The organism is Donghicola sp. XS_ASV15, from assembly GCF_041224595.1.
GTDB lineage: Bacteria > Pseudomonadota > Alphaproteobacteria > Rhodobacterales > Rhodobacteraceae > Donghicola.
On sequence record NZ_JBGFGN010000131.1, the window covers coordinates 1 to 26,502 of the forward strand.

Here is a 26,502-nt window from a genome sequence, read left to right on the forward strand (position 1 = left end):
GCCGTCGATCTGGTCGTACGCTTTGAAGTCACCGAAGTACTTGGTGATCGCTGCGGTCAGAGTGGTCTTACCGTGGTCAACGTGACCAATGGTGCCGATGTTGACGTGCGGTTTGCTACGCTCAAACTTTTCCTTTGCCATCGATGGCGCCTCGTAGTTGGGGGGGCAGCCTGCCCCGGTTCAGCATCGCGGGCGATGTATTGGACGCACAGAAGAAAATCAAGCGTCAGATGACATAGAGAACGCGAGAAGCGGGGTTGTGTCGTTGTCGCACCGGTCGCAGGCGGGAATTTTCGATGATCCGCTCTTGGGTTGGCCTATTCGGCGGCGATTTCGGCGGGCGCGATCTCTGGGTCTACGGTCACCGGGGTTTCAGCGGTGTCTTCGCCCTCTGCCTCTGGCGCTTCGGCGGTTTCGGCGCTCTCTTCGCGGTCATCGACATAGGGTTCGACCGGGGGGACATCGAGGCCGAACTCCTCGATGTTGTTTTTCAGCCAGTTCTCGATGCGCTTGGCCGCATTGTAAGACAGATTTGCCATCTGCTCTTCGCGGGTCTGGGTCAGGCCGGAGCCCACAACGGATTTTCCGTTCAGCGATTCGAGCGCCATGATGCGCTCCGGCTCGTCATTCACCTTTTCGCCCTTTTCGTCATCCCAGAGGGTGACGTTCAGGATCACGACCGATTTCGGCGCCAGCACCAGCGGGATGCCCGTCTGCGCGACCACGTAGCCATCGACGCTGATCCCGAGGTGGTAGAGCTTGTCGCCCTCGTAGCGGCCGAAGCGGTCAGAGATCGCAGCGCGCATGGTGTCCACCCACTCTTCGGGGGCGACATCACGGGACAGCGGCCCCTGCACAGGATGGGGCGCGACGACCACATTGTGACCCAAGCGGAAGTGACCGAGCGGCACCGGCGGCTGATCCAGATCGGATTTATTGCCACAGGCGGCGAGGATACAAAGCATGGCGATGGCAAAAAAACGGGTCATATTGGCTCCGGTCGCGGGTTCGCTGAGGGGGATAGCCTGTTTTCCGCCGGAGTAGCAACGCTAGATCCCCCGCCGTGGACCGGCAAGTCAGTGTCCCGCAGTGTTCGAAAAAACAAAGATCGTCATCACGCCTGCCAAAATCAGCCCGATTCCCAGTAAGGCGGGCAGATCCAGCCGGTCGTGGAACACCACCCAACCGACGATCGAAATCAGCACGACGCCAAGGCCGCTCCAGACGGCGTACACAATTCCAACGGGGAGGACACGCAAGGCAATGGTCAGCAGGTAAAAGGCCGCAAGATAGCTCACGATCATGACAGCCGTCGGCCCCATGCGGGTGAACTCTTCGGTCTTTTTCAAGGCGGAGGTGCCGATCACTTCGCACACGATCGCGGTCGCCAAGGCCAGATAGGGCAGCATTTGAACACCTTTCCTCATTGCCAGACCGTCTCCTTCGCCTAAGTTCTCATGGCAAGAGAGAGGTTGAACATGGTCCAGTCCGGCTTTCCTGTTCGCGTCCCCTTGGTGACAGAACCCATGGGCGTTTTGAAGAGTTTGCAAACCGCGCGGCGAAACGTGCTGGAAATTCTGCCTGAAATCGCGACACGCCAACCGATGGTGTCCGGACGCACGGGCAAGCGTTGGCACATGGTCATGGATCCTGACGCCCTGGGGCAGATCCTGCGGGACAAGCTGCCGGACTACCCGAAATCTGATGTGACCAAAGACCTGCTGCGCCCCGCCATCGGCGAGAGCCTGTTCATTGCAGAGGGGCAGGAATGGCATTGGCAAAGGCGCACCGCCGCACCGTCCTTTTCCCACCGTCATGTGATGGCCTTGGCCCCTGTGATGTCGGCGGCAGCCGAGCGTGCGGTGCAGCGGCTCGAGGCTGCGGCGGGCAAGCGCGCCATCAACATGTTCGACGAGATGGTGCAGACCACGTTCGAGGTGATCTCGGATGTGACCTTTTCAGGGGACGAAGGGTTCGACCGCGACGGCGTGCATCATGCGATCGAGGCATACATCCAGAGCACGGCCAAGATTTCGCTGGGGGATATGCTGGGGCTGCCCAGTTGGGTGCCACGCCTGAGCCGGATTCGCAGTGGCGGGGCGCTGACCGACATGCAGCGTGTGGCCGACGAGGCGATCCAGCGCCGCCGTGCCTCGGGGCAACCGAATGCCGCGCCCGATCTGCTGGACCTGCTGCTGGCTGGGGCCGACCCCGAGTCGGGACGGCAGATGTCGACCGAGGAACTGCGGGACAACCTGCTGACCTTTATCGTGGCAGGGCACGAGACCACGGCGCTGTCCCTGTCGTGGGCCCTGTATCTGGTGGCGGGCGATCCACGGGTTCAGGACTTGGCCCGTGCCGAGGCGCAGTCGGTGCTGGGGGATCGGGTCGCTGGGGCCGAGGACGTGCCCAACCTGCCCTACATCCGGCAGATCGTGGACGAGGCGCTGCGGATGTATCCGCCGGCAGCGTTGGTATCGCGCACAGCGCGCAAGGCGGATCGGCTCTGTGGGCGCGAGGTGTGGCCCGGAGATACGGTAATGATCCCGATTTACGCTTTGCACCGTAACAACCTACTCTGGGACGACCCGGATGCGTTCCGGCCCGAACGGTTTGCCGACCGCAAGGCGATTCGGCGCTACGCCTATCTGCCGTTCGGGGACGGTCCGAGGATCTGTATCGGCGCGAGCTTTGCCCTCACCGAGGCTGTGATTATTCTGGCGACACTCTTGGCGCGCTATCGCTTTGATCTGGTGCCTGGTCGCCCCCCGAAACCTGTTATGATTCTCACACTGCGGCCCGATGGGGGAGTTTGGTTAATGCTTGAGCCAAGACCAGCGAATCAACTAAAGCGTGTGTGAGCAGAAATTAGTCCGCCCCGAGCGCATTTTCGTCCAGCGCATGCAAGAAAATATGCGTCTAGAAACTACCCATTTGCGACAAACATCTGTTTCTTAATCGAAAATGATTAACTATCCTTTAATAATTTTTCTGCAATGGCGTCATTTCTTGTTGCCAATATACTTTCGATAGCTTATCGTCTGTCGTATAGTTGAAGTACTTTTTAGTATGTTTCGCTGGGGCTCCTCAGACTTCGTGAGTGGTGGTCGTAATTAGGAGCCCCGGCAATTTCCTTCAACGCGTCACTATCCCCCTTCACTTGTCAGTTGTTCTTTCAGCATCCTGAAAGTGCGTTCATCCGTGCACGCCCGAAAGATGATACTCATTACGCTTGCAACAAAAACGCCGCCCAAAACGGGGCGGCGTTCGGTGTTTTCAGACTTTGAGGGGATACGTTAGCCGCGCAGGGTGGCTCCGGTCGCCTTCTGAACCTTTTCCACGATCTTGGTGCTGATCGCCTCGAGGTCTTTTTCCTTGAGCGTTGTCTCAGTCGGCTGAATGCGCACGGTGATGGCGAGGCTCTTTTTGCCCTCACCCAGCGAGCCGCCGATGAATTCGTCGAACACGCGGACCTCTTCGATCAAGGCCTTGTCGGCACCTGCGGCGGCGTTCACCAGCGTCAGCGCCTCGACATTCGCGTCCACGACAAAGGCGAAGTCACGCTCGACCGCCTGCAGGTCACTGACCTTGAGCGCGGGGCGGGTGGTTGCGGCCTTGCGGGGCAGCGGGATTTCGGCGGGCCAGATGGTAAAGGCGACAGCGGGACCTTTGACGTCCATCGCGTCCAGCACTTTGGGGTGCAGTTCGCCGAACACCGCGAGGGTCTTTTTCGGACCAAGGCAGATGCGGCCCGAGCGGCCCGGGTGGAACCATTCGGCGGTGTCGCGCATGATCTGGACCTTGGCGGGGGCGCCGATGGCCGACAGGATCGCCTCGACGTCCGCTTTGGCGTCGTAGACATCAACGGGGCGCGAGGCGCCGTGGGTGTCCTTGGGGCCCGTCCGACCGACGAGGATACCGCTGATCTGGGTGTGCTGCTCGCCCGGTTCACCGCCGTGGAAGGCAGGACCACATTCGAACAGGGCCAGATCGTTGAAACCGCGCGCTTGGTTCCGGCTGGCAGCGGCCAAGAGGCCGGGTAGCAGGTCGGGGCGCATGTGGCTCATTTCCGAGGAGATCGGGTTTTCCAGACGGGTGGCATCAGTGCCGCCGCCGAACAGAGCCGCCTGCTTGCCGTCGATGAAGCTGTAGGTCACGCATTCGTTGTAGCCGAGGCTGGCAGCGGTGCGGCGACCGATGCTTTCGCGCTTCTGCATCGGGGTCAGGATCTGCTTGGGCACGTCGGTCGTCATGCGGGGCAACGGCTTGCCCACCAGCTTGGTGAGCGAGGCCATGCGAGCGACTTCTTCGACCAGATCCGCTTCGCCCAAGACGTCAGGACGCCAGCTGGGAACGTGGGCCATGTCGCCTTCCATGACGAAACCAAGCGCTTCGAGGGTCGCGCGCTGGGTTTCAGCGGGGATTTCCATGCCGACAAGGCTCTGGCAGCGGTCGGTGTCCAGCTTGTAGGCGCGGGAATGGTCGGGCAGTTCGCCGGCCATGACCACTTCGGACGCCTCGCCGCCACAGAGATCAAGGATCATCTGGGTCGCGGCCTCTAGGCCTTCGGGGGTCCAAGCGGGGTCGATGCCACGTTCGAAACGGTAGCGCGCGTCGGAGTTGATCTTCAGCGCGCGGCCGGTCAGCGCGGTGCGGACAGTGTCAAAGAACGCGGCCTCGAGGAAAACATTGGTCGTCTCGTCGGTACAGCCAGAGGGCAGACCGCCCATGACGCCCGCGATGGATTCGACGCCGTTGTCATCGCTGATCACGGTCATGCCGGGCTGCAGCGTGTATTCTTTTTCATCCAGCGCAACCAGTGTTTCGCCGCCCTGAGCCGCGTGAACGCGCAGGTTGCCAGCAACTTTGTCCGCGTCAAACACGTGCAGCGGGCGGTTGCGGTCATAGGTGAAGAAGTTGGTGATATCGACCAGAGCCGAGATCGGGCGCAGGCCGATGGCGCGCAGGTAGTCTTGCAGCCATGCGGGCGAGGGGCCGTTTTTCACCCCTTTGATCACGCGGCCGTAGAACACGGGGCAGCCTTCACGCGCGTCATCGTCGATGCTGACGGTGATCGGGCTGGGGAAGGTGCCAGCCACGGGGGTCACGGGTGCGGGCTTTAGCGTGCCGAGGCCGCGGGCGGCCAAATCCAGCGCGATGCCGCGCACGCCAAGGGCGTCGGGACGGTTCGGGGTGATCGCGATCTCGATCACGGGATCAACCTTGGCCGGATCGTTTTCCGCCAGCCAGTCGGTGAACTTCTGACCGACCTCGCCCGAGGGCAGTTCGATGATGCCGTTGTGTTCGTCCGACAACTCCATTTCGCGCTCGGAGCACATCATGCCATAGCTTTCGATGCCACGGATTTTGCCCACGTTGATGGTGATGTCGATGCCGGGAACATAGGTGCCGGGCTTGGCGACCACGACGGTGATGCCCGCGCGGGCGTTCGGCGCGCCGCAGATGATTTGCAGCTCGCCATCATCGGTGGCGACCGTGCAGACGTTCAGTTTGTCTGCATCGGGGTGCTTCTCGGCGGTCAGCACCTTGCCGATGGTAAAGGCACCCAGTTTCTCGGCAGGGTTTTCAACGCCTTCGACCTCTAGGCCCAGATCGGTCAGGGCATAGAGGATCTCGTCCAGAGTGGCCGAGGTATCGAGGTGTGACTTGAGCCAGGACAGGGTGAACTTCATCGCCGCGCGCCTTTATTTGTCAGGTTTCATTCGAGGCACGGCATAGCCCATAGGGCGGCAGGGGGAAAGAGGGGTTAGGCCTCGTATAGTTCGAGCGGCAGGCCATCTGGATCGGCAAAGAAGGTAAACCGCTTGCCCGTCAGGGAATCGGTGCGGATTTCTTCGACGGCGACGCCTTGGGCTTCGAGGTGCTGTTTGGTTTTGGCGACGTCCGCGACGGTGAACGCCAGATGCCGCAGGCCCTGCGCTTCGGGGTAGCTGGGGCGCGCGGGGGCACCCGGAAAGCTAAAGAGTTCGATCTGCGCACCCGCCAGCGCGATATCCAGCTTCCAGCTGTCGCGGGCTTCGCGATAGATTTCCGCGATGATCTGCCCGCCAAGGATGTCGGTGTAAAAGGTTTTGGACCGCGCGTAATCGCTGGCGATGATCGCCACGTGGTGGATGGCGTGCAGCATCAGGTCTCCGTTTCGCCGTGGGCCAGTTTTTCAAATTTGCCCATGCGATAGAGCTGGATTTCGCGGACCAACCGGATCGTCGGTTTGGCGCAAAAACAGAGCGATCCGAGGACGAACAGCCAGATCGCCGCCGTCTCCAGTGATTTCCAGAAGAACAGAACAGAGCCCACGAGAAACAGGATCGCCGCCGCGAAATCCACCAGCGTGTGCAGCAATTCATACCGCGCATACAGGCGTTCGGACTCGGGGCTTCGGGTGCGGTTCTGACTGTGAAACAGGGGCATTGGCAATCCTTTGAAACGAAAACAGGGCAGAGCTTAGCGCCCTGCCCTGCTGTTTCAATCGCCTCAGCGGCTGAGGCCGCCGTGGAGCGTCGGCACATCCAGCGCTGAGAACCCGTAGTGGCGCAGCCAGCGCAAATCCGCGTCAAAGAAGGCGCGCAGATCAGGGATGCCGTATTTCAGCATGGCCAAACGGTCGATCCCGAGGCCAAAGGCAAAGCCCTGCCACTGGGTCGAGTCGATGCCCGCGTTTTCCAGAACCTTGGGGTGAACCATGCCCGAGCCGCCAGCTTCGAGCCAATCATCGCCCTCACCCAGCTTCAGCTGGCCATCGACCCACGAACAACGGAAGTCGATCTCGGCAGAAGGTTCGGTGAAGGGGAAGTGCGAGGCGCGGAAGCGAACTTCGACCTCGTCCACCTCAAAGAAGGCGGCGGCGAACTGCTCGAGCACCCACTTGAGGTTGGCCATCGAGATGTCCTTGTCGATCGCCAGACCTTCGATCTGGTGGAACATGGGGGTGTGGGTCTGGTCATAATCCGAGCGGTACACACGTCCGGGCGCGATGATGCGGCAGGGCGCGCCATGCTTTTCCATATGACGAATCTGCACGGGGCTGGTGTGGGTGCGCAGTACGTGGGGCGGACGATCGTCGCCTTCGGCACGGTGCGTGTAGAAGGTGTCCATCTCGGCCCGCGCGGGGTGGTGGCCGGGGATGTTCAACGCATCGAAGTTGTACCAGTCGCTCTCGATCTGAGGCCCTTCGGCCACCGAGAAGCCCATGTCAGCAAAAATCGCGGTGACCTCTTCGGTGACCTGGCTGATCGGATGGATTGATCCCTGACGCTGAGGACGAACCGGCAGGGTCACGTCCAGCCACTCAGCCTTTAGGCGAGCATCCAGCGCGGCGTCGGCCAACGCGGCCTTCTTCGCGGCTAGCGCTGCGTTGATCTCGTCCTTCAAGGCATTCAAAGCGGGGCCCGCAACCTGACGCTCTTCGGGGGTCATTTTGCCAAGCTCGCGCATTTTCAGGCTGATCTCGCCCTTCTTGCCGACGGCAGCCAGACGCACCTCTTCGATGGTGGCTTCATCGCCAGCGGCCGCGATGGCCTCGATATATTTCGCGCGCAGATCGTCCATGACACCCTCCTTGGCTTTGGGCGCTTGCTACCACAAGCGGGGCGGGACGCAAGAGTTTGGAGAGGACAGTGATGGCTTCGGGGCTGTGAGACGTGAGTATTTAAAGCAAAAAGAAGCGTTAACGGAGTTTTAGGAATTTTAAGGTTTCAATATCCCTGCGGTACAGGCTGGAGAGCCGATGACCGCGCAAAGAGAAGCCACCTCGTCAGGCACCGCTCTGAGCAGCACATAGGTGTCTGATGAGGTGCACCTCTGGCTTCTTTTTGCCAAAAATACTCAAATCTCCACATCAGCGATGGGTGTAGACACCGGCATTTTGTCAGCCGCCCCACATACGAAAAACGCGGACCCATTAGGGCCCGCGTTTCAAATCTGGTGTCTCGTGGAACGAGATTAGGCTGCCAGAGCGCCTTTTGCCTGATCAACGATCGCGCCGAAGGCTGCGGGCTCGTGAACGGCCAGGTCTGCCAAGACCTTACGGTCGACTGCGATGCCAGCTTTGTTCAGGCCGTTGATGAAGGCCGAGTAGGTCAGGCTCTCATCGTGCGCACGGACGGCTGCGTTGATACGCTGGATCCACAGGGCGCGGAAATTACGCTTACGGGCCTTACGGTCACGGGTTGCGTACTGGTTCGCCTTGTCGACGGCCTGCGCTGCAACCTTGAAGGTGTTCTTGCGGCGGCCGTAGTAACCTTTGGCCTGCTTGATGATCTTCTTGTGACGGGCGTGGGTGACGGTACCACCTTTGACTCGGGACATTCCGTATTCTCCTTAGCGCGCGTAGGGCATGTATTTTTTCACGATCTTCTCGTCGGGAGCCGACAGAGTCGTGGTACCACGGGCGGTACGGATGAATTTGGTGGTACGCTTGATCATGCCGTGACGCTTGCCGGCCTGGCCAGCAATCACGCGACCATTCGCGGTCACTTTGAAGCGCTTCTTGGCGCTCGATTTTGTCTTCATCTTGGGCATTTCCGTCTCCTTCAATGCAGGTTCGGTCCGAACGCGACTCGGCATGCCACTGAGGCCGGTCGCGCGGTTAGAGCGCGCCCTATACAAGGGCATCATCTTTAGCACAAGGCTAAATCAGTGCAGGTATCGCCCGATCACAGAGGCGAACGCTGCGGGGACATCGCCGACGTCATATCCGTTTGGATGAGTCTTGAGCGCGTAGACCAAAGACACCCCCGAGAGCACGATGGCAATCATTGCCACCCGCGGGGTGCGCCCGTCGATATACGCGGAAACGATGCTCGGAACGGCGAAGGCCCCGATAACGAGGCCTACAACCAATGCCAGATCTGTATCAATTCCCATTAACCAACTCGCAACTGTAAAAGCTGCTTAAAGGTTATTCGGGATCGGTGTTGAAAATCAAACGCTCTTCGCATGGAGCGACGCGCAAGATGTTCGTGGAACCCGTCACATTAAAGGGAACGCCTGCTGTGACGACGATATGATCCTGCTCGGTCGCGTAGCCTTCGGAGCGGGCTGCGCGCACCGCCGAGACCACCGCCATTTTGAATCGATCCACTTCTTTGGTGTTGATCGGCTGAACGCCCCAAGACAGCGCCAGACGGCGTGCGGTGCGCAAGAGCGGGGTCAGTGCGATGATCGGAACCATGGGGCGCTCGCGCGAGGTGAGCAGCGCGGTGGTGCCGGTCTGGGTGAAGCACGAAATCGCTTTGATCTGAGCAGTTTCCGCGATCTCACGCGCCGCGGCCACGATGCCGTGGGCGATGCCGGTGCCGCGCATAGGGGCGGTGCCGCCACGCGATGCGGTGATGACTTCGCGCCAAGTGTCGTCGCCTTCGACTTCGCGGGCCACGTTATCCATGGTTTTGACCGCTTGCTCGGGGTACTGGCCCGCTGCCGATTCGGCCGAGAGCATGATCGCGTCGGCGCCTTCGTAGATGGCGGTCGCCACGTCCGACACTTCGGCGCGGGTGGGCATAGGGCTGTCGATCATCGATTCCAGCATCTGGGTCGCGACGATCACGGGCTTGGCAGCGGAGCGACACTTGCGGACCAGACGTTTCTGGATCGGGGGCACGTTCTGGACAGGCAGTTCAACGCCAAGGTCACCTCGGGCAACCATGATGCCGTCCGACGCGTCGAGGATTTCCTCGAAGGACGACACAGCCGAGGGCTTCTCGATCTTGGACAGAACGGCGGCGCGGCCCTGCACCAGTTCGCGGGCTTCCCACACGTCTTTGGCGCGCTGAACAAAGGACAGAGCAATCCAGTCTACACCCAGCGAACACGCGAGTTCCAGATCGCCGCGGTCTTTGTCCGACAGAGCGGCCAGCGGCAGAACCACGTCAGGGACGTTCACGCCCTTGCGGTTCGAGATGGTGCCGCCGGTGATGACTTCGCAATCTGCCGATTCGCGGTCACAGCTTTCGACCTTCAGACGGATTTTGCCGTCATTGACCAAGAGGTGTGCGCCGGGCTCAAGCGCGGCGAAAATTTCGGGGTGCGGCAGGCACACGCGGTCGATGGTGCCTTCGGTCTCGTCCAGATCGAGGCGGAACTTTGCGCCCTCTTCCAGATCTTCGGACCCGTTCGCGAACACGCCCACACGCAGCTTTGGACCCTGAAGGTCAGCAAGGATGGCGATCGGGCTGCCCATGTCCTCTTCGACCTGACGGATGATCTTGTGGCGCTCGGCGATCTCTTCGTGGCTGCCGTGGCTCATGTTCAGACGGAAAACGTCTGCACCAGCCTCGTGCAGCTTGCGGATCATGGCATAATCGTTCGAAGCCGGCCCAAGGGTGGCCACGATTTTCACATTGCGGTGGCGTCTCATAATACGGCCCTCCTCCTTCACGGTATAAACCGGCGCATCTCATGTTATCGCTAACGTCAGCCGCGTTATGCCCTAACATGGCCTCTGGGGCAACAGGTTGCTGCTTCAATATGCACAATCGCCGGCACAGATGCCCCTTGACGCTTTGGCGCAGGGGCCTCAGCTAAGACTGTAATTGCCGGAAGAGGAGCAAAGCAATGTCACAGATTGATGAACAGACGCGCACCGAACTCGAAGCTGCCGCCTTTCGCCGCCTGCTGGCGCATCTGAACGAGCGCACCGATGTGCAGAACATCGACATGATGAATCTGACAGGGTTTTGCCGCAACTGCCTGTCGCGGTGGTACCAAGAGGAAGCGGACGCGCGCGACATTCCGATGACCAAGGAGGAAGGCCGCGAGGCGGTCTACGGGATGCCCTATTCCGAATGGAAAGACAAATACCAGACCGAAGCGAATGCAGACCAACTGGCCGCATTCGAGGTGAACAAACCTGCTGACGCGGGCTAAACGTCCCCTAAGAACTCAAAAAGGCGCCGCGGGTTTCCCAGCGGCGCCCTTAATTTTGTACCGGATCAACCGTTGGCTTGCTGCGGCACATCGGACGTGCCCGTCGCCTCTTCGTAGGCGGCCAGCGTTTCGGTCAGCCGAGCAATTTCAGCCTCGCGCTCGTCAGCTTCGATGATCATCTCCTCGAAACGCGCTTCGATCTTGCTGGCATCGGTTTCCAACTCCGCGCGCAGATCTTCGAGATCCGCTTCGAGCAAGGCGATGCGTTCATCCCGCTGCAAGATGATTTGTGCGTATTCTTCGGGCATCTCGTCGGGCAGTTCGTTCAGCGTCTCTGCTCCTGCGCCCGCGCCCTCGGCCGGCCGCCCAATGCCAACAGCCGCCGCAATCTGACGCAGATCGCTGAGCTCTGCTTCTTGGGCAAAGATTTGTTGTTGGGCCGTATCAAGGTGCTTGCGCAGCCCCAAAAGCTCGGACTTCGCCGCTGCGAGGGATTGGTCGAGCGAGAAGTTATCCTCGCTCTTTCCCTTTCCCCGGAAAAAGAAGAAGCCAGCAATCAGACCGACCAAGGCCGCCAGCGCCAGAAGTACCCACATCTCGGCAATCAGAAAATTCCAGTTCTGGAACATGATCAGTTCACTCCATCATCAGAGGGGGACCAGACAACTGTTGTCCGGCGGTTCGCCGCTCGGCCCTCCTCGGTATCGTTGGTGTCAATCGGGTCACTCTCCCCGTATCCCTGCGCCGTCAAGGCCTCTGGCGCAACACCGCGCGCGATCAATGCAGCGCGCACAGCGTTGGCGCGCGCCTCGCTTAGGGCACGGTTTCCAGCGGCATCGCCGACAGAGTCCGTATGTCCGCCAATCTCTGCACGCAGTTGCCCTGTCTCGACACATAACGCCGCAACCGATGCCATTTCGTTAATCACGCGCGAAGCTTTGGCATCCAGACGCGCTGACCCGGTCAGAAAATTGATCGGGCTGTGAAAAAGCGTTGCCGTCATCGCGTTCGTGCAGGTCTGCACATCGGGCGCGAACTGGATATTCGGCAGCCAATAGCCTGCTCGCGCAACCTCTGTTTCGCCTGTAGCAGCGTTTGTTCGCAGACTGCCATCGGGCAGATGCGCTGTGCTTACGGTCAAGTTCACAGGCGTCCCCACAGCTTCTGACAGCGCAGAGGCCACGAGTTCGGTATCCACACCTGTCCGTACTGCACCCACGACCGAAACGTCGTCCTGCGTGCGCTCGATGGTCAAACGCTCAAGATCCGGCAACCACTCTGCAATGGGACCAATGATCTCTACGTGACCTTCAGCATCCCCCAGCAAACCTGTCCGCACATCGCCAGTGTAGGCAACAAAATCGAGCGCTTCGGCCACTTGTTCCGGTGTCAGTCCGGCCGGCAATTTTCCGTCGATGCGTAGCCCAGTGCTCGCATCATATGTAATGCTGTACTCCGGCGGTGTGCCATCATCGAGATACTCGATGCTCAGCTCGGACTCGTAGCCTTCGGGAAGTTGGGCAAGGAGAGCTTCGATCTGCGCCGCTTCGGCCGGTGATCGCCCGATGCCGGTCAGCGTCAGCTTGCGATCCTCTAACCGCATCTCACCTTCTTCGAGGCGGCGCGCCGCTTCGAGTCCCAGAGCAGCCGCAGCGCCCCAAGCGTCCGGGGCGCCTGCACCCAAGGGCAATGCCTCCGTCTGCCCCAAAAGAGGGGCCAATTCCGTACGAACCTCTTCGGTCGGCAGGTGACCTTCGGCAACCATGGCCTGATCCTGCCAGCGGACCGCCAGAACGAAAGGTACAATTTCGGGCAAAACAGTCCAATCGGTACGCACTTCGCGGCGACCGGGAACCTGAGAATAAGCAGCATATAGCGCGTCAGCCTCTTTGGGGCCGTCTACAGTGCCCGTCAAAACGACGTCTCGACCAGACACGGACACATCGATCCCGTGGACCGGTGTCACGTCAACGGCGCCTGCAGCTTCTGCGATCTTGTTTTCCAAGAGTTGGGCCTGGTTTGTCATGGCCCAATAGCCCAAACCGCCGATCCCTACCAATAAAATGACCGCACCTGTAATCGTGCGCATCAAAACCTCCACAAATCAATTTACGCGCGCAGTAGTGGCCCCATGCGCAGATCAAAGCAAGTCTTCATACGGCAAACGCCCGCTCCCCGAGGGGCGCGGGCGATGAACCTCTGGTGTATGCCAGCGATTATAGCGCGGCTTTGCGGCTTTCTTCGATGTAGATTTCGCGCAGGCGGCTGGCGATCGGGCCAACTTCGCCGGTACCAATCGCTGCATCGTCGATTTTCACGACAGGCATGACAAAGGTGGTCGCCGAGGTCACGAACGCCTCGTCCGCTGCTTTGGCCTCTTCAATGGTAAAGGGACGCTCTTCGACCTGCATCTGGGCTTCTTGGGCAAAGCGCAGGACGGCGGCACGGGTGATGCCGTGCAGAATGTCGTTGCTGAGGTTGCGGGTGATGATCACGCCGTCCTTGACGATATAAGCGTTGTTCGAGGTGCCCTCGGTCACGCTGCCATCCTCGACCATCCAGGCATCGTCCGCACCCGCAGCTTTCGCGGCCATCTTGCCCATCGAGGGATAGAGCAGCTGCACGGTTTTGATATCGCGGCGGCCCCAGCGGATATCGGGGATCGAGATGACACTGATGCCGCTCTTGGCTGCGGGGCTTTCCGCCAGCGATTTCTCTTGGGTGAACAGAACGAGGGTCGGCTCTGCATCGGCGGGGTAGGCAAAGTCGCGATCCGCCGCGCCGCGCGTCACCTGCAGGTATACCAGACCTTCGGTTACGTTGTTGGCCTCGACCAGCTTGCGGTGGATTTCCAGCAGCTCGTCCTGCGTGCAGGGTTCTTTCATCTCAAGCTCGCTCAGCGAACGGGACAGACGCTTGGCGTGACCGTCAAAGTCGATCAGCTTGCCATCCAGAACGGTGGTCACCTCGTACACGCCGTCCGCCATCAGGAAGCCGCGGTCAAAGATCGAAACCGTGGCTTCGGTTTCCGGCAGGTATTCGCCGTTTACATAGACGGTGCGGGTCATGTCGGGTCTTCTCCTAAAGTCAGTCGCGGGGCCTTAGCCCCAAAGTGCGGCCACAGGCGGATGCACACCATCGGCATCGTAGTGCAGCGGGTTGTCACGGTCTTCGGCCAGAAGCAGCGGCGCGTCAAGGTCCACCACCTGTGCGCCCTTGGCGACAACTGTCGCAGGGGCCATCGCCAAAGAACTGCCGATCATGCAGCCCACCATGATGCCAAAGCCCATGTCCTCGGCTGCCTTGCGCAGGGCCAAAGCCTCGGTCAGGCCGCCGGTCTTATCCAATTTGATGTTGATGATGTCGTACTTGCCCCTGAGCTTCGCGAGGCTCGCGCGGTCATGGCAGCTTTCGTCGGCGCAAAGCGGCACAGGGCGATCCATCCCGATCAACGCGTCATCCTCGCCTGCTGGCAAAGGCTGCTCGACCATCTCGACGCCCAAGCGCACCAGATGCGGCGCGAGTTCGCCATACACTTCAGCGCTCCAGCCTTCGTTGGCGTCCACGATGATCCGCGCCTCGGGGGCACCACGGCGGACAGCTTCCAGTCGTGGCATATCTTCGGGCGTTCCCAGCTTGATCTTCAAGAGCGGGCGAAACGCATTCTCGCGGGCTTGCGCTTCCATCTCCTCGGGCGACGCAAGGGACAAGGTATACGCCGTGATTTCAGCCACAGGCGCTGGGACCCCAGCCAGATCCCAAACACGGCGACGCGCCTTCTTTGCCTCCCAATCCCACAGGGCACAGTCCACGGCATTCCGCGCGGCACCTGCGGGCAAGGCATACTGCAGCGCCTTTCGGTCAATGTCCTGCGGCAGGCCGGCGATCTGCTCGGCAACGCTGTCCATACTCTCGTTATAACGGGCATAAGGGACACACTCGCCGCGGCCCGTAACACCGTCGCGTGTGATGGACACCGACAGCACATGCGCCTCGGTCCGGCTCCCGCGTGAAATCGTAAACGCTTGGGCCAACCGGAAACTCTCGCGACGAACGATCAAGGACATGCCCGCTCCTTCTTTTTGCTTAAAATACTCAAAAGACCGGACGCACCCACAGGGCGCGCCCATCGCAGGTCATCGCTTACAGGGCCGCCAGGGCGTCTGCCAGCTTGTCCGCGCTGTGGCGATAGGGGTCAACTGCGGGCAGACCCAGCTCTTCTTCGATCTTCGCCAGATAGGCATCCGCCTCGTCCGCGCCCATGTGCTGGGTGTTCACCGAAACGCCAACCACTTGGCAAGCAGGGTTCGCGATGCGCGCCAGCGGCAGCGCGGTGTCCCACAACTCTTGCAGAGTCGGGACCGAATACTCGGGCAGACCGCGCAGGTGAGTGCGGGTGGGCTCGTGACACAGGATCAGGGCGTCCGCCTGACCACCATGGACCAGCGCCATGGTCACACCGGAATAGGACACGTGGAACAGGCTCCCTTGGCCTTCGATGATGTCCCAGTGGTCGTCGTCATTGTCTGGCGTCAGCCATTCAATCGAGCCAGCCATAAAGTCCGCGACGACCGCGTCCAGCGGCACACCGTTGCCTGTGATCAGGATGCCGGTCTGGCCCGTGGCGCGGAAGGTGCTTTTCAGGCCCTTCTTTCGCATGGATTCGTCCAGCGCCAGCGCGGTGTACATCTTGCCGACCGAGCAATCTGTGCCCACAGCCAGCACGCGCTTGCCGCGGCGTTTTTTGCCGTTCGCAATAGGGTATTCGACCTCGGGGACGCGCACATCGTGCAACTCGCGGCCACAAGCTTTGGCGACAGCAACCAGATCATCCTCATCGCACAGCAGGTTGTGCAGGCCAGACGCCAGATCAAAGCCTTCTTCAAGCGCAGCGACCAGAACTTTCTTCCACGCAGGGCTGATGACCCCGCCACGGTTTGCCACGCCAACGACCAAGGTTTTGGCACCTGCGGCCTTGGCCTCTTCTAGAGTCATGTCGGTCAGGCCCAGATCGGCCTTGCAGCCTTCCATGCGGAACTGGCCAACGGCATTATCAGGGCGCCAGTCTTTGATACCTTGTGCGACTTTAGCAGCAAGCTGGTCGGGCGCGTCGCCCAAAAACAGAAGATAGGGGGTCTTAATCATCACAGGTCATCCTTTTTCTTGTGATCAGAATGCGTCGTCTGGGATGAGATTTCATACGAAATTTGCCGTAATTTCCGACCTCTTGCGAATATTCTTCGCCGCAGCACCTGTTATGCCGAATTTTTTCTCTGCATATACCTGCGGGAATGATGGAATATTTGCCGCAGCGCCGCAAGATGCCGCGACTGCGAAAAGAGTCTTGCGATTGCTTGGGTAATTTAATACCCATTCAGACGAACAAATTGTAATATCATTACCGAAAGGCAGAGCCGATGAGCTTTCGCATCCAGCCCCAAGCGCCCGCCCGCCCGAACCGCTGCCAGTTGTTCGGACCCGGCTCGCGCCCCGCGATCTTTGAAAAAATGGCCGCCAGCGCCGCGGACGTGATCAACCTTGACCTCGAGGATTCGGTCGCCCCCAGCGACAAGGACAGCGCCCGCGAGAACATCATCAAGGCGATCAGCGACGTCGATTGGGGCAACAAGACCCTGTCCGTGCGGATCAATGGCCTCGACACCCCTTACTGGTACCGCGATGTGGTCGACCTGCTGGAAAAGGCAGGAGAGCGTCTGGACCAGATCATGATCCCCAAGGTCGGCTGTGCAGGTGACATCTATGCCGTCGACGCGCTGGTCACTGCGGTCGAAACCGCGATGGGCCGTACCAAGAAGATTAACTTCGAAGTGATCATCGAATCGGCCGCGGGCATCGCCCATGTCGAAGAGATCGCTGCGGCCTCGCCCCGTCTGGTAGCCATGAGCCTTGGCGCGGCGGACTTTGCGGCATCCATGGGCATGGCGACCACCGGCATCGGCGGCACGCAGGAAAACTACTACATGCTGCGCGAAGGTGCGAAGTACTGGTCGGATCCGTGGCACTGGGCTCAGGCCGCTATCGTTGCCGCCTGCCGCACCCACGGCGTTCTGCCCGTGGACGGCCCGTTCGGCGATTTCAGCGACGACGAAGGCTTCCGCGCACAGGCGCTGCGTTCCGCGACCCTTGGCATGATTGGTAAATGGGCGATCCACCCCAAGCAGGTTGCCCTGGCGAACGAAGTCTTCACTCCCTCCGAAGCGGCTGTGACCGAAGCGCGCGAAATTTTGGCCGCGATGGAGGAGGCCAAAGCCAAAGGCGAAGGCGCGACCGTTTACAAAGGCCGTCTGGTGGACATCGCATCGATCAAGCAAGCTGAAGTGATCGTGCGTCAGGCCGAGATGATCGCGAACAACTAAGGGACAACGGGGGCTCTGCCCCCGCACCCCCGGGGTATTTGGACCAAGATGAAAGGGCTGCGGATGACGCAGCCCTTTTCGTCTATGCTGTGAGCGGTGCGCAGATCAGGGTTTTCAGGTCTGCAGGCGCAGTCGTCGTTGGGTCGTTCAGATAGACCTCGTAGGACGGACTGGGGGCATGTTGCCGGCCGGATTTTGGAAACCAGTCTCCCATTAGGTATTGATACACGGCGCGCAAGCCTTCGTAGGGACCAGTATAGAGCAGTTCGGCGTACGGTCCTGATTGTAAGTGCAGGCGTTCGAGCCCCTCTGGCGCCTCAAAATCTTCTGCGACTTGGAAACCGGCAAAGCTGCGGAGATCCGCGGGCGGAACGATGTCGGGGTTATCCCACGCAACGCCGACGACGCCTTGGATCTGCGGCCACAGGTTTTGCGCCGAGATGACCCCCACGACTTTCTGATAGACGGCACCCATCTCTTGATAGGGTCCGCGGTGATGACTGCCGATCAAAGTCAGCGCAGGTCTTTCGGTAATCTGGATGTCATACATAAAATTTCTCCGTAGAATGCTGTCCTCTCTTTGTGGACCATACGCCTGAAACGGGAACATGACGCTTAAAAATAAGGGCGAAGTCTCTGTTTGTGTCATCGCGATTGCATCTGCGGCAGACTGACGCCATATAGCGGTCAAGCAAAGGAGCGTTGGATGACCCATTATCTCGACTTCGAAAAACCGCTAGCCGAAATCGAAGGCAAAGCCGAAGAGCTGCGCGCGATTGCCCGTCAAAGCGAAGAGATGGATGTCGAAGACGAAGCAAAAGCATTGGACCGCAAGGCCGATACGCTGCTGAAAGAGCTGTATTCGAACCTGACTCCCTGGCGGAAGTGCCAAGTCGCGCGGCACCCGAACCGCCCGCATTGTCAGGACTACATCGACGCTCTGTTCACCGAATACACGCCGCTGGCGGGTGACCGGAACTTTGCCGATGATCACGCTGTCATGGGCGGCATGGCCCGTTTGAATGGCATCCCTGTGGTCGTGATTGGTCAAGAAAAGGGCCATGACACCAAGACCCGCATCGAGCGGAATTTTGGCATGGCCCGCCCCGAGGGCTACCGCAAGGCGATTCGCCTGATGGAGCTGGCGCACAAATTCAACATGCCTGTCGTGACGCTGGTGGACACCCCCGGTGCCTACCCTGGCAAGGGCGCAGAAGAGCGCGGCCAATCCGAGGCCATCGCCCGCTCGACCGAGAAATGCCTACAAATCGGTGTGCCACTGGTGTCTGTCGTGATTGGCGAAGGTGGATCAGGCGGCGCAGTGGCCTTTGCGACCGCAGATCGCGTCGCGATGCTGGAGCACTCGGTTTACTCGGTCATTTCGCCCGAAGGGTGCGCCTCGATTCTTTGGAAAGACGCTGAAAAGATGCGCGAAGCGGCCGAAGCGCTTCGCCTGACGGCACAGGACCTGCACAAGCTGGGGATCTGTGATCGTATTATTTCCGAGCCGATGGGCGGCGCACACCGTGACCGTGACCACACTCTGGCTTCGGTCGGCCGCATGATTGAACAGATGCTGGCAGATGTCTCTGACCTGAGCGCAAGCGAACTGGTCGCACAGCGGCGCAAGAAATTCCTGAACATGGGTTCCAAGGGGCTCGCAGCCTAAGCTTCTTTTTGCGAAAAATACTCAAACAAAAGCGGAGACCTCGTCTCCGCTTTTTGCGTTCAGCTGGCCAAAAGGCGCAGACCGTGCGTCACATCGGAACGAACAGCCAAACGCAGACCTGGCTCATCCCCCGCCTTGAGCGCAGCAATGATATGGCGATGATGGATTGGCGGCTCAGTGCGGTTCAAGCGCCCATAGAGCGCCCTCATGGTCGGTCCGAGTTGAAGCCAAACAGTCTCTGTCATCGCGAGCATCGCGGGGGCCTGCGCGCGCAGATATAGAGTTCTGTGGAACTCGAGATTGGTCCGAATATAGCCCACAGCATCGTGTTTTTTGACACTCATACTGATGTTGGAATGAATGCTTTCCAATCGATCAATCAGCGCCATGTGGGCACGCGGCAAAGCACGTGATGCCAGCTCTACCTCTAGCAAGGCACGGAGCGCCGCCAACTCCTCAATTCGGTCGTTGGACAGTTCCGGAGTCGCCACTCGGCCTGACGCACTAAGGATCAATGCCCCTTCGGCCACCAACCTGCGCAGCGCTTCTCGCGCAGGCGTCATGGACACACCGAATTCTTTGCCAATCCCGCGCAGGGTCAGGGCTTCGCCCGGTCCCAATTCTCCGTGCATGATTCGGCTGCGCAACTTGCGATAGGTGCGATCATGGGCCGCCATCGGCGTGCCCGACTCGGGCGCTTTTTGAGAGGACATCAACATGAATCAGGATGTGATCACAAATTCAGGGGAAATCAATCTTCAAAACGAAAAGCATGTAGCTTTGCGCCATCGCGTCGCAGCCATTCTCTCTGTTTGGCACAAGGACCATAAATTCTTTCTACTGCCCCCCAAAAGGCTGGAGAATGGTCCATATGCTGCAAATGCGCGACCTCGTGAGCGGCGACATAATCCAGCACATCCGGTGGCGCCATGATAAGACGCCAAGAAAACATGAGCTTGCCATCGTGCGTGCAGGACCCCCAACGAGAGCGCGTGTCCTTTAGCAGGATTGCGCTATAGGCCCGGTCCAGACGGCCGGCATAATGGTGGGCCGCCTCGGCGAACCGAGACCGCGCGCGCTCGCGGAAAAAGCCCTTGAGCCGTGCTCCGGCGTTCTGCCCCGCTTTGGGCAAAGCAATTTCGTTGTCGGTCAAAATCACCCGCGCACCTTCGGCAATGGTTATCCTGCGCGCACGGCCTTCGAAGGGCACAACAGAGCCTACAGCCACCCCTTGGACGGGTACGTGCTGCTCCAATTGACTGCGGATCCAGCCTTCTTTTTCTCGGACAAATGCGAGCCCCTCCCGCTCTGGTGCAGAGGACGGCAAAGTCAGGGTAACGCGTCCGTCCAAACGCGAAACGCGCAGCGTAAATCGCTTGGCCCGCGCCGATCTTCGCAGAACGACGGGCACTGGGGGGTTGCCAGAAAGGATATGTTGTCCCATATGCGCGCTCCAAGTGGTGTCTTTATTAGCCTTTGACACCCGTTCGACCTTATGGCAGGGGTCTTCGACCGCCTGCAAGCACCAGAAAGCGAAAGGGATCACCCATGCCCAAAGAAGAATGGGGCGTCAAACGCGTATGCCCGACCACCGGCAAACGCTTCTACGACCTGAACAAGAATCCGATCGTCAGCCCCTACACCGGCGAGATCGTCAACATCGACAACGGCAAGCGTAATTCCTTTGTCGCCGAAGATACCACCCGCAAGCTGAAGCCCAAAGCGGCCGAAGAAGAGGATGATGTCATCCTGGATGATGACGATTCTTCGGATGTGGAACTGGACGATGATCTGCTGGACGACGATGACGATGATAACGTCTCGCTCGACGAACTGGCTGACGTCGCAGCCGACAACGACGACAACTAAAAAATTCGAACGGGGGATGTGTTTTGCGCTTGCACTCCCCCGCTCGCCTCTCTAATTAGCGCGGCACGCACCAGACGGTGCACCTGATGGGGCCATAGCTCAGCTGGGAGAGCGCTTGCATGGCATGCAAGAGGTCAGGGGTTCGATCCCCCTTGGCTCCACCAAACTTCCACCAAACATTCCGAATATAGTTGGCGCCGAATTGTTCGAGATGCGGCTAGCGGCGCCATTTGTCAATCGCACCCCTATCCATTCGAATAGGACTCTGTGATTTGCCAATTCACTCTCAAAAGTATCCTTCTATCCTAGGCCGTTTTTGCGCGGTTTTTTTTGCAAAATTCCCGCTTTGCACACCAACGCAACTAAAACGTTTGTCATTTTATTACACCACACCCTTTACTATCACTGTTCCGTGCAAGGCGACCGCCCGTTAGTCTCCCGCGGCAAAACGCCAAGAAATCCTTTTGATACGTTTGCGACAAGTATTTCCGTCACGACTCCACTGCAAAAAATAGTTTATTTATTCTGGAAATTTGTCATGATGGTTATTATTACATATTACCACTCACAACGAAGAACTCCGATAAATAGCGGATGGGAACTGAAATGGATATCGATCTGGACACGCTCGACCTCAGCGAGCTTAAGAAGCTTCAGAAAGACGTTGATAAGGCGATCAACGAATACCAGGATCGCCGTATGAGCGAAGCGCGCGCGAAATTGGAAGCAGAGGCACGCGCGATGGGCTTCTCGCTGGCGGAACTGTTGGATGGCAAAAAGAAGCCTACCGCTGCTAAATCGCCGCCCCGATATCGTCACCCCGACGATGCGACAATTACCTGGACTGGCCGCGGCCGCAAACCTGCTTGGGTGCTAGAGCACATCGAAGCGGGGAAGCCGATGGAAGAACTGGAAATCTGATAAAAGGCGCCGCAAGGCGCCTTTTATAATTTTCGACCTACCGTGAAGCCAGTAGAACGACCAAATCGCAGAGCCGCTGTCGCGACGACTGAGGCACCAGCGGAGGTCTCAAAGCAAATGACCAGCCATCTCGGCTATCAGAGCTACAGAGCTCATCAGAGCGCCTGTGGCAGCCATATTGGTTCTAATCTAGTGGCGGCTGTTTGAACCAACACGGCTGTCAGACAAACTGTTTACACCTTTGTGAATTGCCGGCGATTACGTCCGATTCTGTATCAAGTGTTCAAGTCAGCAACAGTCGCGGCGCCTTAAACACAAAGCGAGATAAGCAAACCACAGCACAGCTGAGTGCTAATTCATAGATCGCTAAGGCCAGAATATCATCAAGCAAAAGGGCTAAAACCTCCAACCGATAGCCAAGCGTAAAACCAGTTGAGTTCACCTATGTCACTGGAGCAGAATGACAGCCCCCTATCTGGCGCAATTGAAAGCGTTATAGTCTCCTGAGGCCTTCCAAAAAGGAATGGCTAAAGCGACACTGAATACAGCCGCCTCCAACGTTGTGGCTGCCAAATAGGCCATAGCGCGCTCCAAAGAGACTGTAGCAATTGCGCTGCTCTTTAAAGGGCATTTAAAATGAGAAAATCAATCTCTGAGGAACATCTACCCACCTCAAGGGCGGTCGTTGCGGCGTGCACAAACCGCAATGCCGCAGCGTCACTTATCCCAATGGGCGCTGATTTTTTCGCGTGTTTTTGCAACTCACTATACTTCAGAAAGTGATCTTTAGAGCCAAGAACGCAGCTTGACTCTCTGAGCGACGCACAAACCAAGACCGACCGACGAAACCGCGCACAAGGGTTCTTTCTGAAACTATTCGGGTGATAGGTGAATGAAATAAAACCACTTTGACCCAATCTTTGAATAGGCTCATAGGGTCGAATTATTCTGCACCGCAGAAAGCGACCGCGCTTACTTTTTGATGCTGCACTAAGGACTGATAATAGATCCGCACGCAATATTCTTCGCATAGCTCGCAGCCTGAGTTTGTGCGAGCAGAGCCTGAAACGGTACTGCTTTCTCGGACTCAGAAGCTTCACACAGTGGATCTGCACTCGACATCTTGCTGACAGCAATAGCCGCTCTGTTGCCTTCCAACGGGCGCGCACGGATCAAGATCAGCTCGCTGGAGTCATTGGATCCGAAGATGCGACGGTTTCCAGTCGTGCGGCCGCGAACCTACGTCGCGTCGGTCGAGCGAAACGCGATCTGCCACCGCGCAACTTTCGGGCAGGCTCAGGCTTCCTTGCCATTTCCGGCGCAAGTCGGACAGGTCCCCAGAACCTCGATGTTCACCCGTTCAACAGAAAAATCGTGCTGAACAGCGGCCTTTTCGACGGCCGTTCTCACCGGATCGGCCGGTGCCTCGGCCACGGCTTCGCAAGATTGGCAAATCAGAAAAAGTGGGCTGTGGGCTTCACCGGGATGCATACAAGCTGCAAAGGCATTCAATCGGTTAATCCGATGAGCGAGCCCATGTTCAACCAGAAACTCCAGAGCCCTATAGGCCACAGGTGGCTGGTTCCCAAAGCCGTCCGCGGCAAGGCGATCCAAGACCTCATATGCCCCCATCGCCCGATGCTCGGAAACCAAGATTTCGAGAGTCCGGCGCCGCACAGGCGTCAGGCGCAAGCCCTCTTGGCGGACCAGCCCTTCGGCATGATGCAGGACATCATGCGTGCAGGTCTCATGATTGTGGTCGTGGAATGCGGGCGAGTGATCAGACATTCTCGGACACCTAACGTTATATTGTAGCAACTCAGTATATGGAAACCACGCCCGATCTCAAGGATCGCCTGAGCGTAACCGAGTCCCACTGCCGCGCTGCGCTTTACCGGAACAGCTTAGTCTAATTCATATCCGAGTATGATAGCACCCACACAGGGTACGCCAATCTGGGGATCACCCTCCGGCATGGTCAAATCCAAGCGACGCCAAGGGCGCAAAAGCCCGCTTTGCAGAACCGCAGTTCTCCGCGGCATTGGCCGAATAGAATACCGATGAGTATGGCCTATTGGTGGGCATCCGCGACCGGATGGGATCAGAAGTCGCGCTGCCGCACCAAAGGCAACCGCAATCGCCACCAGAACAGAGGGTTAACCGTTGGTCGCGGCCTCGTACCATTTCACGATGGCCGCGCGCTCTTCCTCCTCGATGTAGGACAGGTTTGCAGGCGGCATGGCGTGGCTCAGGCCCGCTTGCAAATACACGGCGCGGGCGTTGCGGATGATCTCTGCTTCGGTGTCCAGCCGCACGCCTTTGGGGGCCCAAAGGACGCCCTCGTAAAAGGGCTCTGCAGCGTGGCACATGGAACACCGCCCCATCACGATATCATGCACGTCATCCCAGCCGTCGGCCTGCGCGAACTGCACCAGTCCCGCCTGAACTTCTTGCTCGGCCTCATCGGCACGGAACATGGGCGCGGTGGACAACCACATGATGATGATGAACAGGATCGCCGTCACAGACCACGTCCAATAAGGCGTCCCTTTGCGGGCGTGCATCGTGTTGAAGAAGTGGCGGATCGTGACACCCATCAGGAACACGAGGCTGGCGATGATCCACGTATACTCGGTCGCGAATGCAAGCGGGTAGTGGTTCGACAGCATCAGGAACAACACCGGCAACGTCAGATAATTGTTATGAGTGCTGCGCTGCTTGGCGATCTTGCCGTATTTTGCATCGGGGATACGGCCTGCAATCAGGTCGGCCACCACGATCCGTTGGTTCGGCATGATGATAAAGAACACGTTCCCCGACATGATCGTCGCCGTGAACGCCCCCAGATGCAGCATGGCCGCGCGGCCGGTGAAGACCTGCGTGTAGAACCACGCCATCCCCACCAGAATGACGAACAGCAGAACCATCAGGCGAGTATTGTTGTCGCCAAACTTGGTCTTGCAGATGCGGTCGTAGGCCAGCCATCCAAAGCCCAAAGAGCCCATAGAAATCAGGATCGCCTGCCACGGCGCAAGGTCCGCGATGTTCGGGTCGATCAGGTAGAATTCCGCGCCCAGATAGTAGACCAGCGCCAGCATGGCGAAACCGGACAGCCAGGTCGCGTAGCTCTCCCACTTGAACCAGATCAGGTCGCCGGGCATCTGGTCGGGGGCCACAAGGTACTTCTGAATGTGGTAAAAACCGCCCCCGTGAACCTGCCATTCCTCGCCGTCTGCGCCGCTGGCCAGATTGCGGTCACGGTGCAAGCCAAGGTCCAGCGCGATGAAATAGAACGACGATCCGATCCACGCGATCGCGGTGATCACATGCAGCCAGCGAACGGCAAATTCCAACCACGCGCCCATAGCGGCGAGATCATACATAGGCAAACCTCCTGTTATCGAGGTGATCATAGCCAACGGGCTATTCCCTTGATAATCAGGAAAGTCGGTGCAGGACTTTCAAATCAAGCCTGATAATCGCAGGAAGGCCCCATGAGCTATGTGAACAACATCCGGATGTTCGTGCGTGTCTACGAATTGGGCAGCATGTCCGCCGCCGCGCGGGATCAACGGGTGTCGGCCGCCGTGGCCTCGGCCCGTATTGCCGAGCTGGAAAAGCATCTGGGGGTGCGCCTTTTCAACCGGACCACGCGGGCGCTGCACGCGACCGAGCACGGGCAGGTTTTCTACACTGGTGCCTGCGAGATTATCGAAGCAATCGACCGCGCCGAAGCCGCCGTGATGGAGCGCAGCCAGTCCCCGCGCGGAACTGTCTTTGTGGCCGCACCCTTGGGCTTGGGGCGCAGGCTGATTGCACCACATGTCCCTGCATTCAAACGGGATTATCCAGAGATCGACGTCCGCCTTCGCCTGTCCGACCGCGTGATCGATGTCACGACCGAGGGGCTGGATCTGGCCTTTCACATCGGGCCTCTGGCGGATAGCGACCTGAAAGTCCGCGTGATCGCAGATATCCCCCGCGTGCTATGTGCCGCGCCATCCTACATCGCCGAACGCGGGATGCCAGAGGACGGCAAAGCCCTAGTCGAAGATCGGCACGACTGCCTGAACCTGCGCTTTCCGGGGGCCAAGGAATTCCAGTGGACCCTGCAAACCGGCAAGGGCCCGCGCCGGTTCGAAGTCACAGGCCCTTTGGAATCGGACGACGGGGATGTGCTGACGAATTGGGCGCTCGATGGCTGCGGTATTATCATGAAACCGATCTACGAGATCGCCGACCACCTGAACAGCGGCGCGCTGGTCCCTGTGGCCACCAGCACGCCGCCCATGGCGACTCAATTGGCGTGCCTGTCCCCCAGTCGCCGATTCCGCGACCCCAAAGTGCAGCTCTTTCGCGACTTCATGGTCGCCCGCTGCAAAGAGGCGCTGGACACTCAACTGCCGCGATAGGTCGACATACCAAAGGGCGAGATCAGCAGCGGCACGTGATAGTGCGAATCTGCATCGCTGATGCCAAAGCGGATCGGCACAACGTCCAGAAAGCGCGGCTCTTCTTGCGGGACACCGCTGGAGTCCAGATAGGCGCCCGCCTGAAACACCAGTTCATAGACTCCGACCGCAAATTCCCCCGCGGGCAAGATTGGCCCATCGGTGCGGCCATCGTCATTGGTCACTTTGGTCGCCAGATGCACCCGCGCCTCGCCTTCGATGCGATATAGGTCAATCGTCAGCCTTTGGGCCGGAACGCCCTTTGCCGTGTCCAGAACGTGGGTGGTCAGAAATCCGTCAGCCATAGTTTGCTCCTTTTGCTGGCAGT

29 protein-coding genes and 1 tRNA gene are annotated in these 26,502 nt (G+C 59.0%); 8 read left to right on the forward strand and 22 right to left on the reverse strand.

Annotated elements, in window-relative coordinates; all coding sequences use genetic code 11:
* From AB9K37_RS09580 to AB9K37_RS09590, 3 genes are all read right to left on the reverse strand, one after another.
* Positions 1-141 (reverse strand): GTP-binding protein (locus AB9K37_RS09580; RefSeq protein ID WP_278423146.1); only part of this gene is annotated, 141 nt, incomplete at its 3' end.
* A gap of 176 nt (positions 142-317) precedes the next feature.
* Positions 318-989 (reverse strand): hypothetical protein, encoded by a 672-nt coding sequence (locus AB9K37_RS09585; RefSeq protein WP_369837718.1) that lies wholly within the window; start codon positions 987-989, stop codon positions 318-320.
* An 87-nt stretch (positions 990-1,076) separates the two neighbouring features.
* Positions 1,077-1,427 (reverse strand): multidrug efflux SMR transporter, encoded by a 351-nt coding sequence (locus AB9K37_RS09590; protein WP_369837721.1) that lies wholly within the window; start codon positions 1,425-1,427, stop codon positions 1,077-1,079.
* Between the two features lie 51 nt (positions 1,428-1,478).
* On the opposite strand from AB9K37_RS09590, the gene AB9K37_RS09595 reads away from it, so the two are divergent.
* Entirely contained in the window at positions 1,479-2,861 is a 1,383-nt protein-coding gene (locus AB9K37_RS09595) for a cytochrome P450 (protein WP_369837724.1), read from the forward strand.
* Positions 2,862-3,296: 435 nt separating this feature from the next.
* On the opposite strand, the gene pheT is transcribed toward AB9K37_RS09595, so the two are convergent.
* The 8 genes from pheT to pyk form a co-directional block, all read right to left on the reverse strand.
* Positions 3,297-5,693 (reverse strand): phenylalanine--tRNA ligase subunit beta, encoded by a 2,397-nt coding sequence (gene pheT, locus AB9K37_RS09600; RefSeq protein ID WP_369837727.1) that lies wholly within the window; start codon positions 5,691-5,693, stop codon positions 3,297-3,299.
* 74 nt (positions 5,694-5,767) lie between these two features.
* The gene (locus AB9K37_RS09605; protein WP_369837730.1) at positions 5,768-6,148 is read right to left on the reverse strand and encodes a VOC family protein; all 381 of its coding nucleotides are present in this window, start codon (positions 6,146-6,148) and stop codon (positions 5,768-5,770) included.
* Complete coding sequence (locus AB9K37_RS09610) at positions 6,148-6,432, reverse strand: YrhK family protein (protein WP_369837733.1); 285 nt, start codon at positions 6,430-6,432, stop codon at positions 6,148-6,150. The genes AB9K37_RS09605 and AB9K37_RS09610 overlap by 1 nt, the downstream gene beginning before the upstream one ends.
* Positions 6,433-6,495: 63 nt before the next feature.
* Complete coding sequence (gene pheS / locus AB9K37_RS09615) at positions 6,496-7,569, reverse strand: phenylalanine--tRNA ligase subunit alpha (RefSeq protein ID WP_072708163.1); 1,074 nt, start codon at positions 7,567-7,569, stop codon at positions 6,496-6,498.
* A gap of 393 nt (positions 7,570-7,962) precedes the next feature.
* Entirely contained in the window at positions 7,963-8,328 is a 366-nt protein-coding gene (gene rplT, locus AB9K37_RS09620) for a 50S ribosomal protein L20 (protein WP_072708165.1), read from the reverse strand.
* A 12-nt stretch (positions 8,329-8,340) separates the two neighbouring features.
* On the reverse strand, positions 8,341-8,541 hold the full coding sequence (gene rpmI / locus AB9K37_RS09625; protein ID WP_072708167.1) for a 50S ribosomal protein L35: 201 nt from the start codon (positions 8,539-8,541) through the stop codon (positions 8,341-8,343).
* 114 nt (positions 8,542-8,655) lie between these two features.
* The gene (locus tag AB9K37_RS09630; protein ID WP_245780430.1) at positions 8,656-8,886 is read right to left on the reverse strand and encodes a hypothetical protein; all 231 of its coding nucleotides are present in this window, start codon (positions 8,884-8,886) and stop codon (positions 8,656-8,658) included.
* 34 nt (positions 8,887-8,920) lie between these two features.
* Positions 8,921-10,378 carry a pyruvate kinase gene (gene pyk / locus AB9K37_RS09635; protein WP_369837739.1) on the reverse strand — a complete coding sequence of 486 codons (1,458 nt, stop codon included), beginning with the start codon at positions 10,376-10,378 and terminating at the stop codon, positions 8,921-8,923.
* Between the two features lie 206 nt (positions 10,379-10,584).
* On the opposite strand from pyk, the gene AB9K37_RS09640 reads away from it, so the two are divergent.
* The gene (locus AB9K37_RS09640; RefSeq protein WP_369837999.1) at positions 10,585-10,887 is read left to right on the forward strand and encodes a DUF1244 domain-containing protein; all 303 of its coding nucleotides are present in this window, start codon (positions 10,585-10,587) and stop codon (positions 10,885-10,887) included.
* Positions 10,888-10,952: 65 nt separating this feature from the next.
* Here AB9K37_RS09640 and AB9K37_RS09645 read toward each other — a convergent pair whose 3' ends face one another.
* The 5 genes from AB9K37_RS09645 to dgcN form a co-directional block, all read right to left on the reverse strand.
* Positions 10,953-11,516 carry a hypothetical protein gene (locus AB9K37_RS09645; RefSeq protein ID WP_369837742.1) on the reverse strand — a complete coding sequence of 188 codons (564 nt, stop codon included), beginning with the start codon at positions 11,514-11,516 and terminating at the stop codon, positions 10,953-10,955.
* A 2-nt stretch (positions 11,517-11,518) separates the two neighbouring features.
* Positions 11,519-12,976 (reverse strand): OmpA family protein, encoded by a 1,458-nt coding sequence (locus tag AB9K37_RS09650; RefSeq protein ID WP_369837745.1) that lies wholly within the window; start codon positions 12,974-12,976, stop codon positions 11,519-11,521.
* Positions 12,977-13,103: 127 nt separating this feature from the next.
* Positions 13,104-13,955 (reverse strand): D-amino-acid transaminase, encoded by an 852-nt coding sequence (locus AB9K37_RS09655; RefSeq protein ID WP_369837748.1) that lies wholly within the window; start codon positions 13,953-13,955, stop codon positions 13,104-13,106.
* 33 nt (positions 13,956-13,988) lie between these two features.
* On the reverse strand, positions 13,989-14,954 hold the full coding sequence (dgcA, locus tag AB9K37_RS09660; RefSeq protein ID WP_369837751.1) for an N-acetyl-D-Glu racemase DgcA: 966 nt from the start codon (positions 14,952-14,954) through the stop codon (positions 13,989-13,991).
* Between the two features lie 76 nt (positions 14,955-15,030).
* Positions 15,031-16,032 carry an N-acetyltransferase DgcN gene (gene dgcN / locus AB9K37_RS09665; protein WP_369837754.1) on the reverse strand — a complete coding sequence of 334 codons (1,002 nt, stop codon included), beginning with the start codon at positions 16,030-16,032 and terminating at the stop codon, positions 15,031-15,033.
* Positions 16,033-16,304: 272 nt separating this feature from the next.
* Between dgcN and AB9K37_RS09670 the strand changes: the two genes are divergently transcribed.
* The gene (locus tag AB9K37_RS09670; protein ID WP_369837757.1) at positions 16,305-17,264 is read left to right on the forward strand and encodes an L-malyl-CoA/beta-methylmalyl-CoA lyase; all 960 of its coding nucleotides are present in this window, start codon (positions 16,305-16,307) and stop codon (positions 17,262-17,264) included.
* An 82-nt stretch (positions 17,265-17,346) separates the two neighbouring features.
* Here the strand turns inward: AB9K37_RS09670 and AB9K37_RS09675 are convergent, their stop codons facing one another.
* A complete protein-coding gene (locus AB9K37_RS09675) occupies positions 17,347-17,814 on the reverse strand; it encodes a GyrI-like domain-containing protein (RefSeq protein ID WP_369837760.1) in 468 nt (155 codons plus the stop codon).
* Between the two features lie 156 nt (positions 17,815-17,970).
* On the opposite strand from AB9K37_RS09675, the gene AB9K37_RS09680 reads away from it, so the two are divergent.
* Positions 17,971-18,933: an acetyl-CoA carboxylase carboxyltransferase subunit alpha gene (locus AB9K37_RS09680; RefSeq protein ID WP_369837763.1), complete on the forward strand. Its 963-nt coding sequence runs from the start codon at positions 17,971-17,973 to the stop codon at positions 18,931-18,933.
* Between the two features lie 59 nt (positions 18,934-18,992).
* Here the strand turns inward: AB9K37_RS09680 and AB9K37_RS09685 are convergent, their stop codons facing one another.
* Both AB9K37_RS09685 and AB9K37_RS09690 read right to left on the reverse strand, forming a co-directional pair.
* Positions 18,993-19,646 carry a GntR family transcriptional regulator gene (locus AB9K37_RS09685; protein ID WP_369837766.1) on the reverse strand — a complete coding sequence of 218 codons (654 nt, stop codon included), beginning with the start codon at positions 19,644-19,646 and terminating at the stop codon, positions 18,993-18,995.
* A gap of 38 nt (positions 19,647-19,684) precedes the next feature.
* Positions 19,685-20,377 carry a M48 family metallopeptidase gene (locus tag AB9K37_RS09690; protein WP_369837769.1) on the reverse strand — a complete coding sequence of 231 codons (693 nt, stop codon included), beginning with the start codon at positions 20,375-20,377 and terminating at the stop codon, positions 19,685-19,687.
* A 104-nt stretch (positions 20,378-20,481) separates the two neighbouring features.
* On the opposite strand from AB9K37_RS09690, the gene AB9K37_RS09695 reads away from it, so the two are divergent.
* The 3 genes from AB9K37_RS09695 (at position 20,482) to AB9K37_RS09705 (ending at position 21,723) form a co-directional block, all read left to right on the forward strand.
* Positions 20,482-20,802: a TIGR02300 family protein gene (locus tag AB9K37_RS09695; protein ID WP_369837771.1), complete on the forward strand. Its 321-nt coding sequence runs from the start codon at positions 20,482-20,484 to the stop codon at positions 20,800-20,802.
* 88 nt (positions 20,803-20,890) lie between these two features.
* Positions 20,891-20,966, forward strand: a tRNA-Ala gene (locus AB9K37_RS09700).
* Positions 20,967-21,408: 442 nt separating this feature from the next.
* Positions 21,409-21,723: an H-NS family nucleoid-associated regulatory protein gene (locus AB9K37_RS09705; protein ID WP_369837774.1), complete on the forward strand. Its 315-nt coding sequence runs from the start codon at positions 21,409-21,411 to the stop codon at positions 21,721-21,723.
* A gap of 1,296 nt (positions 21,724-23,019) precedes the next feature.
* Here AB9K37_RS09705 and AB9K37_RS09710 read toward each other — a convergent pair.
* Both AB9K37_RS09710 and AB9K37_RS09715 read right to left on the reverse strand, forming a co-directional pair.
* Positions 23,020-23,511 (reverse strand): Fur family transcriptional regulator, encoded by a 492-nt coding sequence (locus AB9K37_RS09710; protein WP_369837777.1) that lies wholly within the window; start codon positions 23,509-23,511, stop codon positions 23,020-23,022.
* Between the two features lie 368 nt (positions 23,512-23,879).
* A complete protein-coding gene (locus tag AB9K37_RS09715) occupies positions 23,880-25,106 on the reverse strand; it encodes a urate hydroxylase PuuD (protein ID WP_369837780.1) in 1,227 nt (408 codons plus the stop codon).
* A gap of 111 nt (positions 25,107-25,217) precedes the next feature.
* Between AB9K37_RS09715 and AB9K37_RS09720 the strand changes: the two genes are divergently transcribed.
* The gene (locus tag AB9K37_RS09720; protein WP_369837783.1) at positions 25,218-26,135 is read left to right on the forward strand and encodes a LysR substrate-binding domain-containing protein; all 918 of its coding nucleotides are present in this window, start codon (positions 25,218-25,220) and stop codon (positions 26,133-26,135) included.
* On the opposite strand, the gene uraH is transcribed toward AB9K37_RS09720, so the two are convergent.
* Positions 26,120-26,479: a hydroxyisourate hydrolase gene (gene uraH / locus AB9K37_RS09725; protein ID WP_369837786.1), complete on the reverse strand. Its 360-nt coding sequence runs from the start codon at positions 26,477-26,479 to the stop codon at positions 26,120-26,122. The genes AB9K37_RS09720 and uraH overlap by 16 nt on opposite strands.
* Between the last annotated feature and the right edge of the window lie 23 nt (positions 26,480-26,502).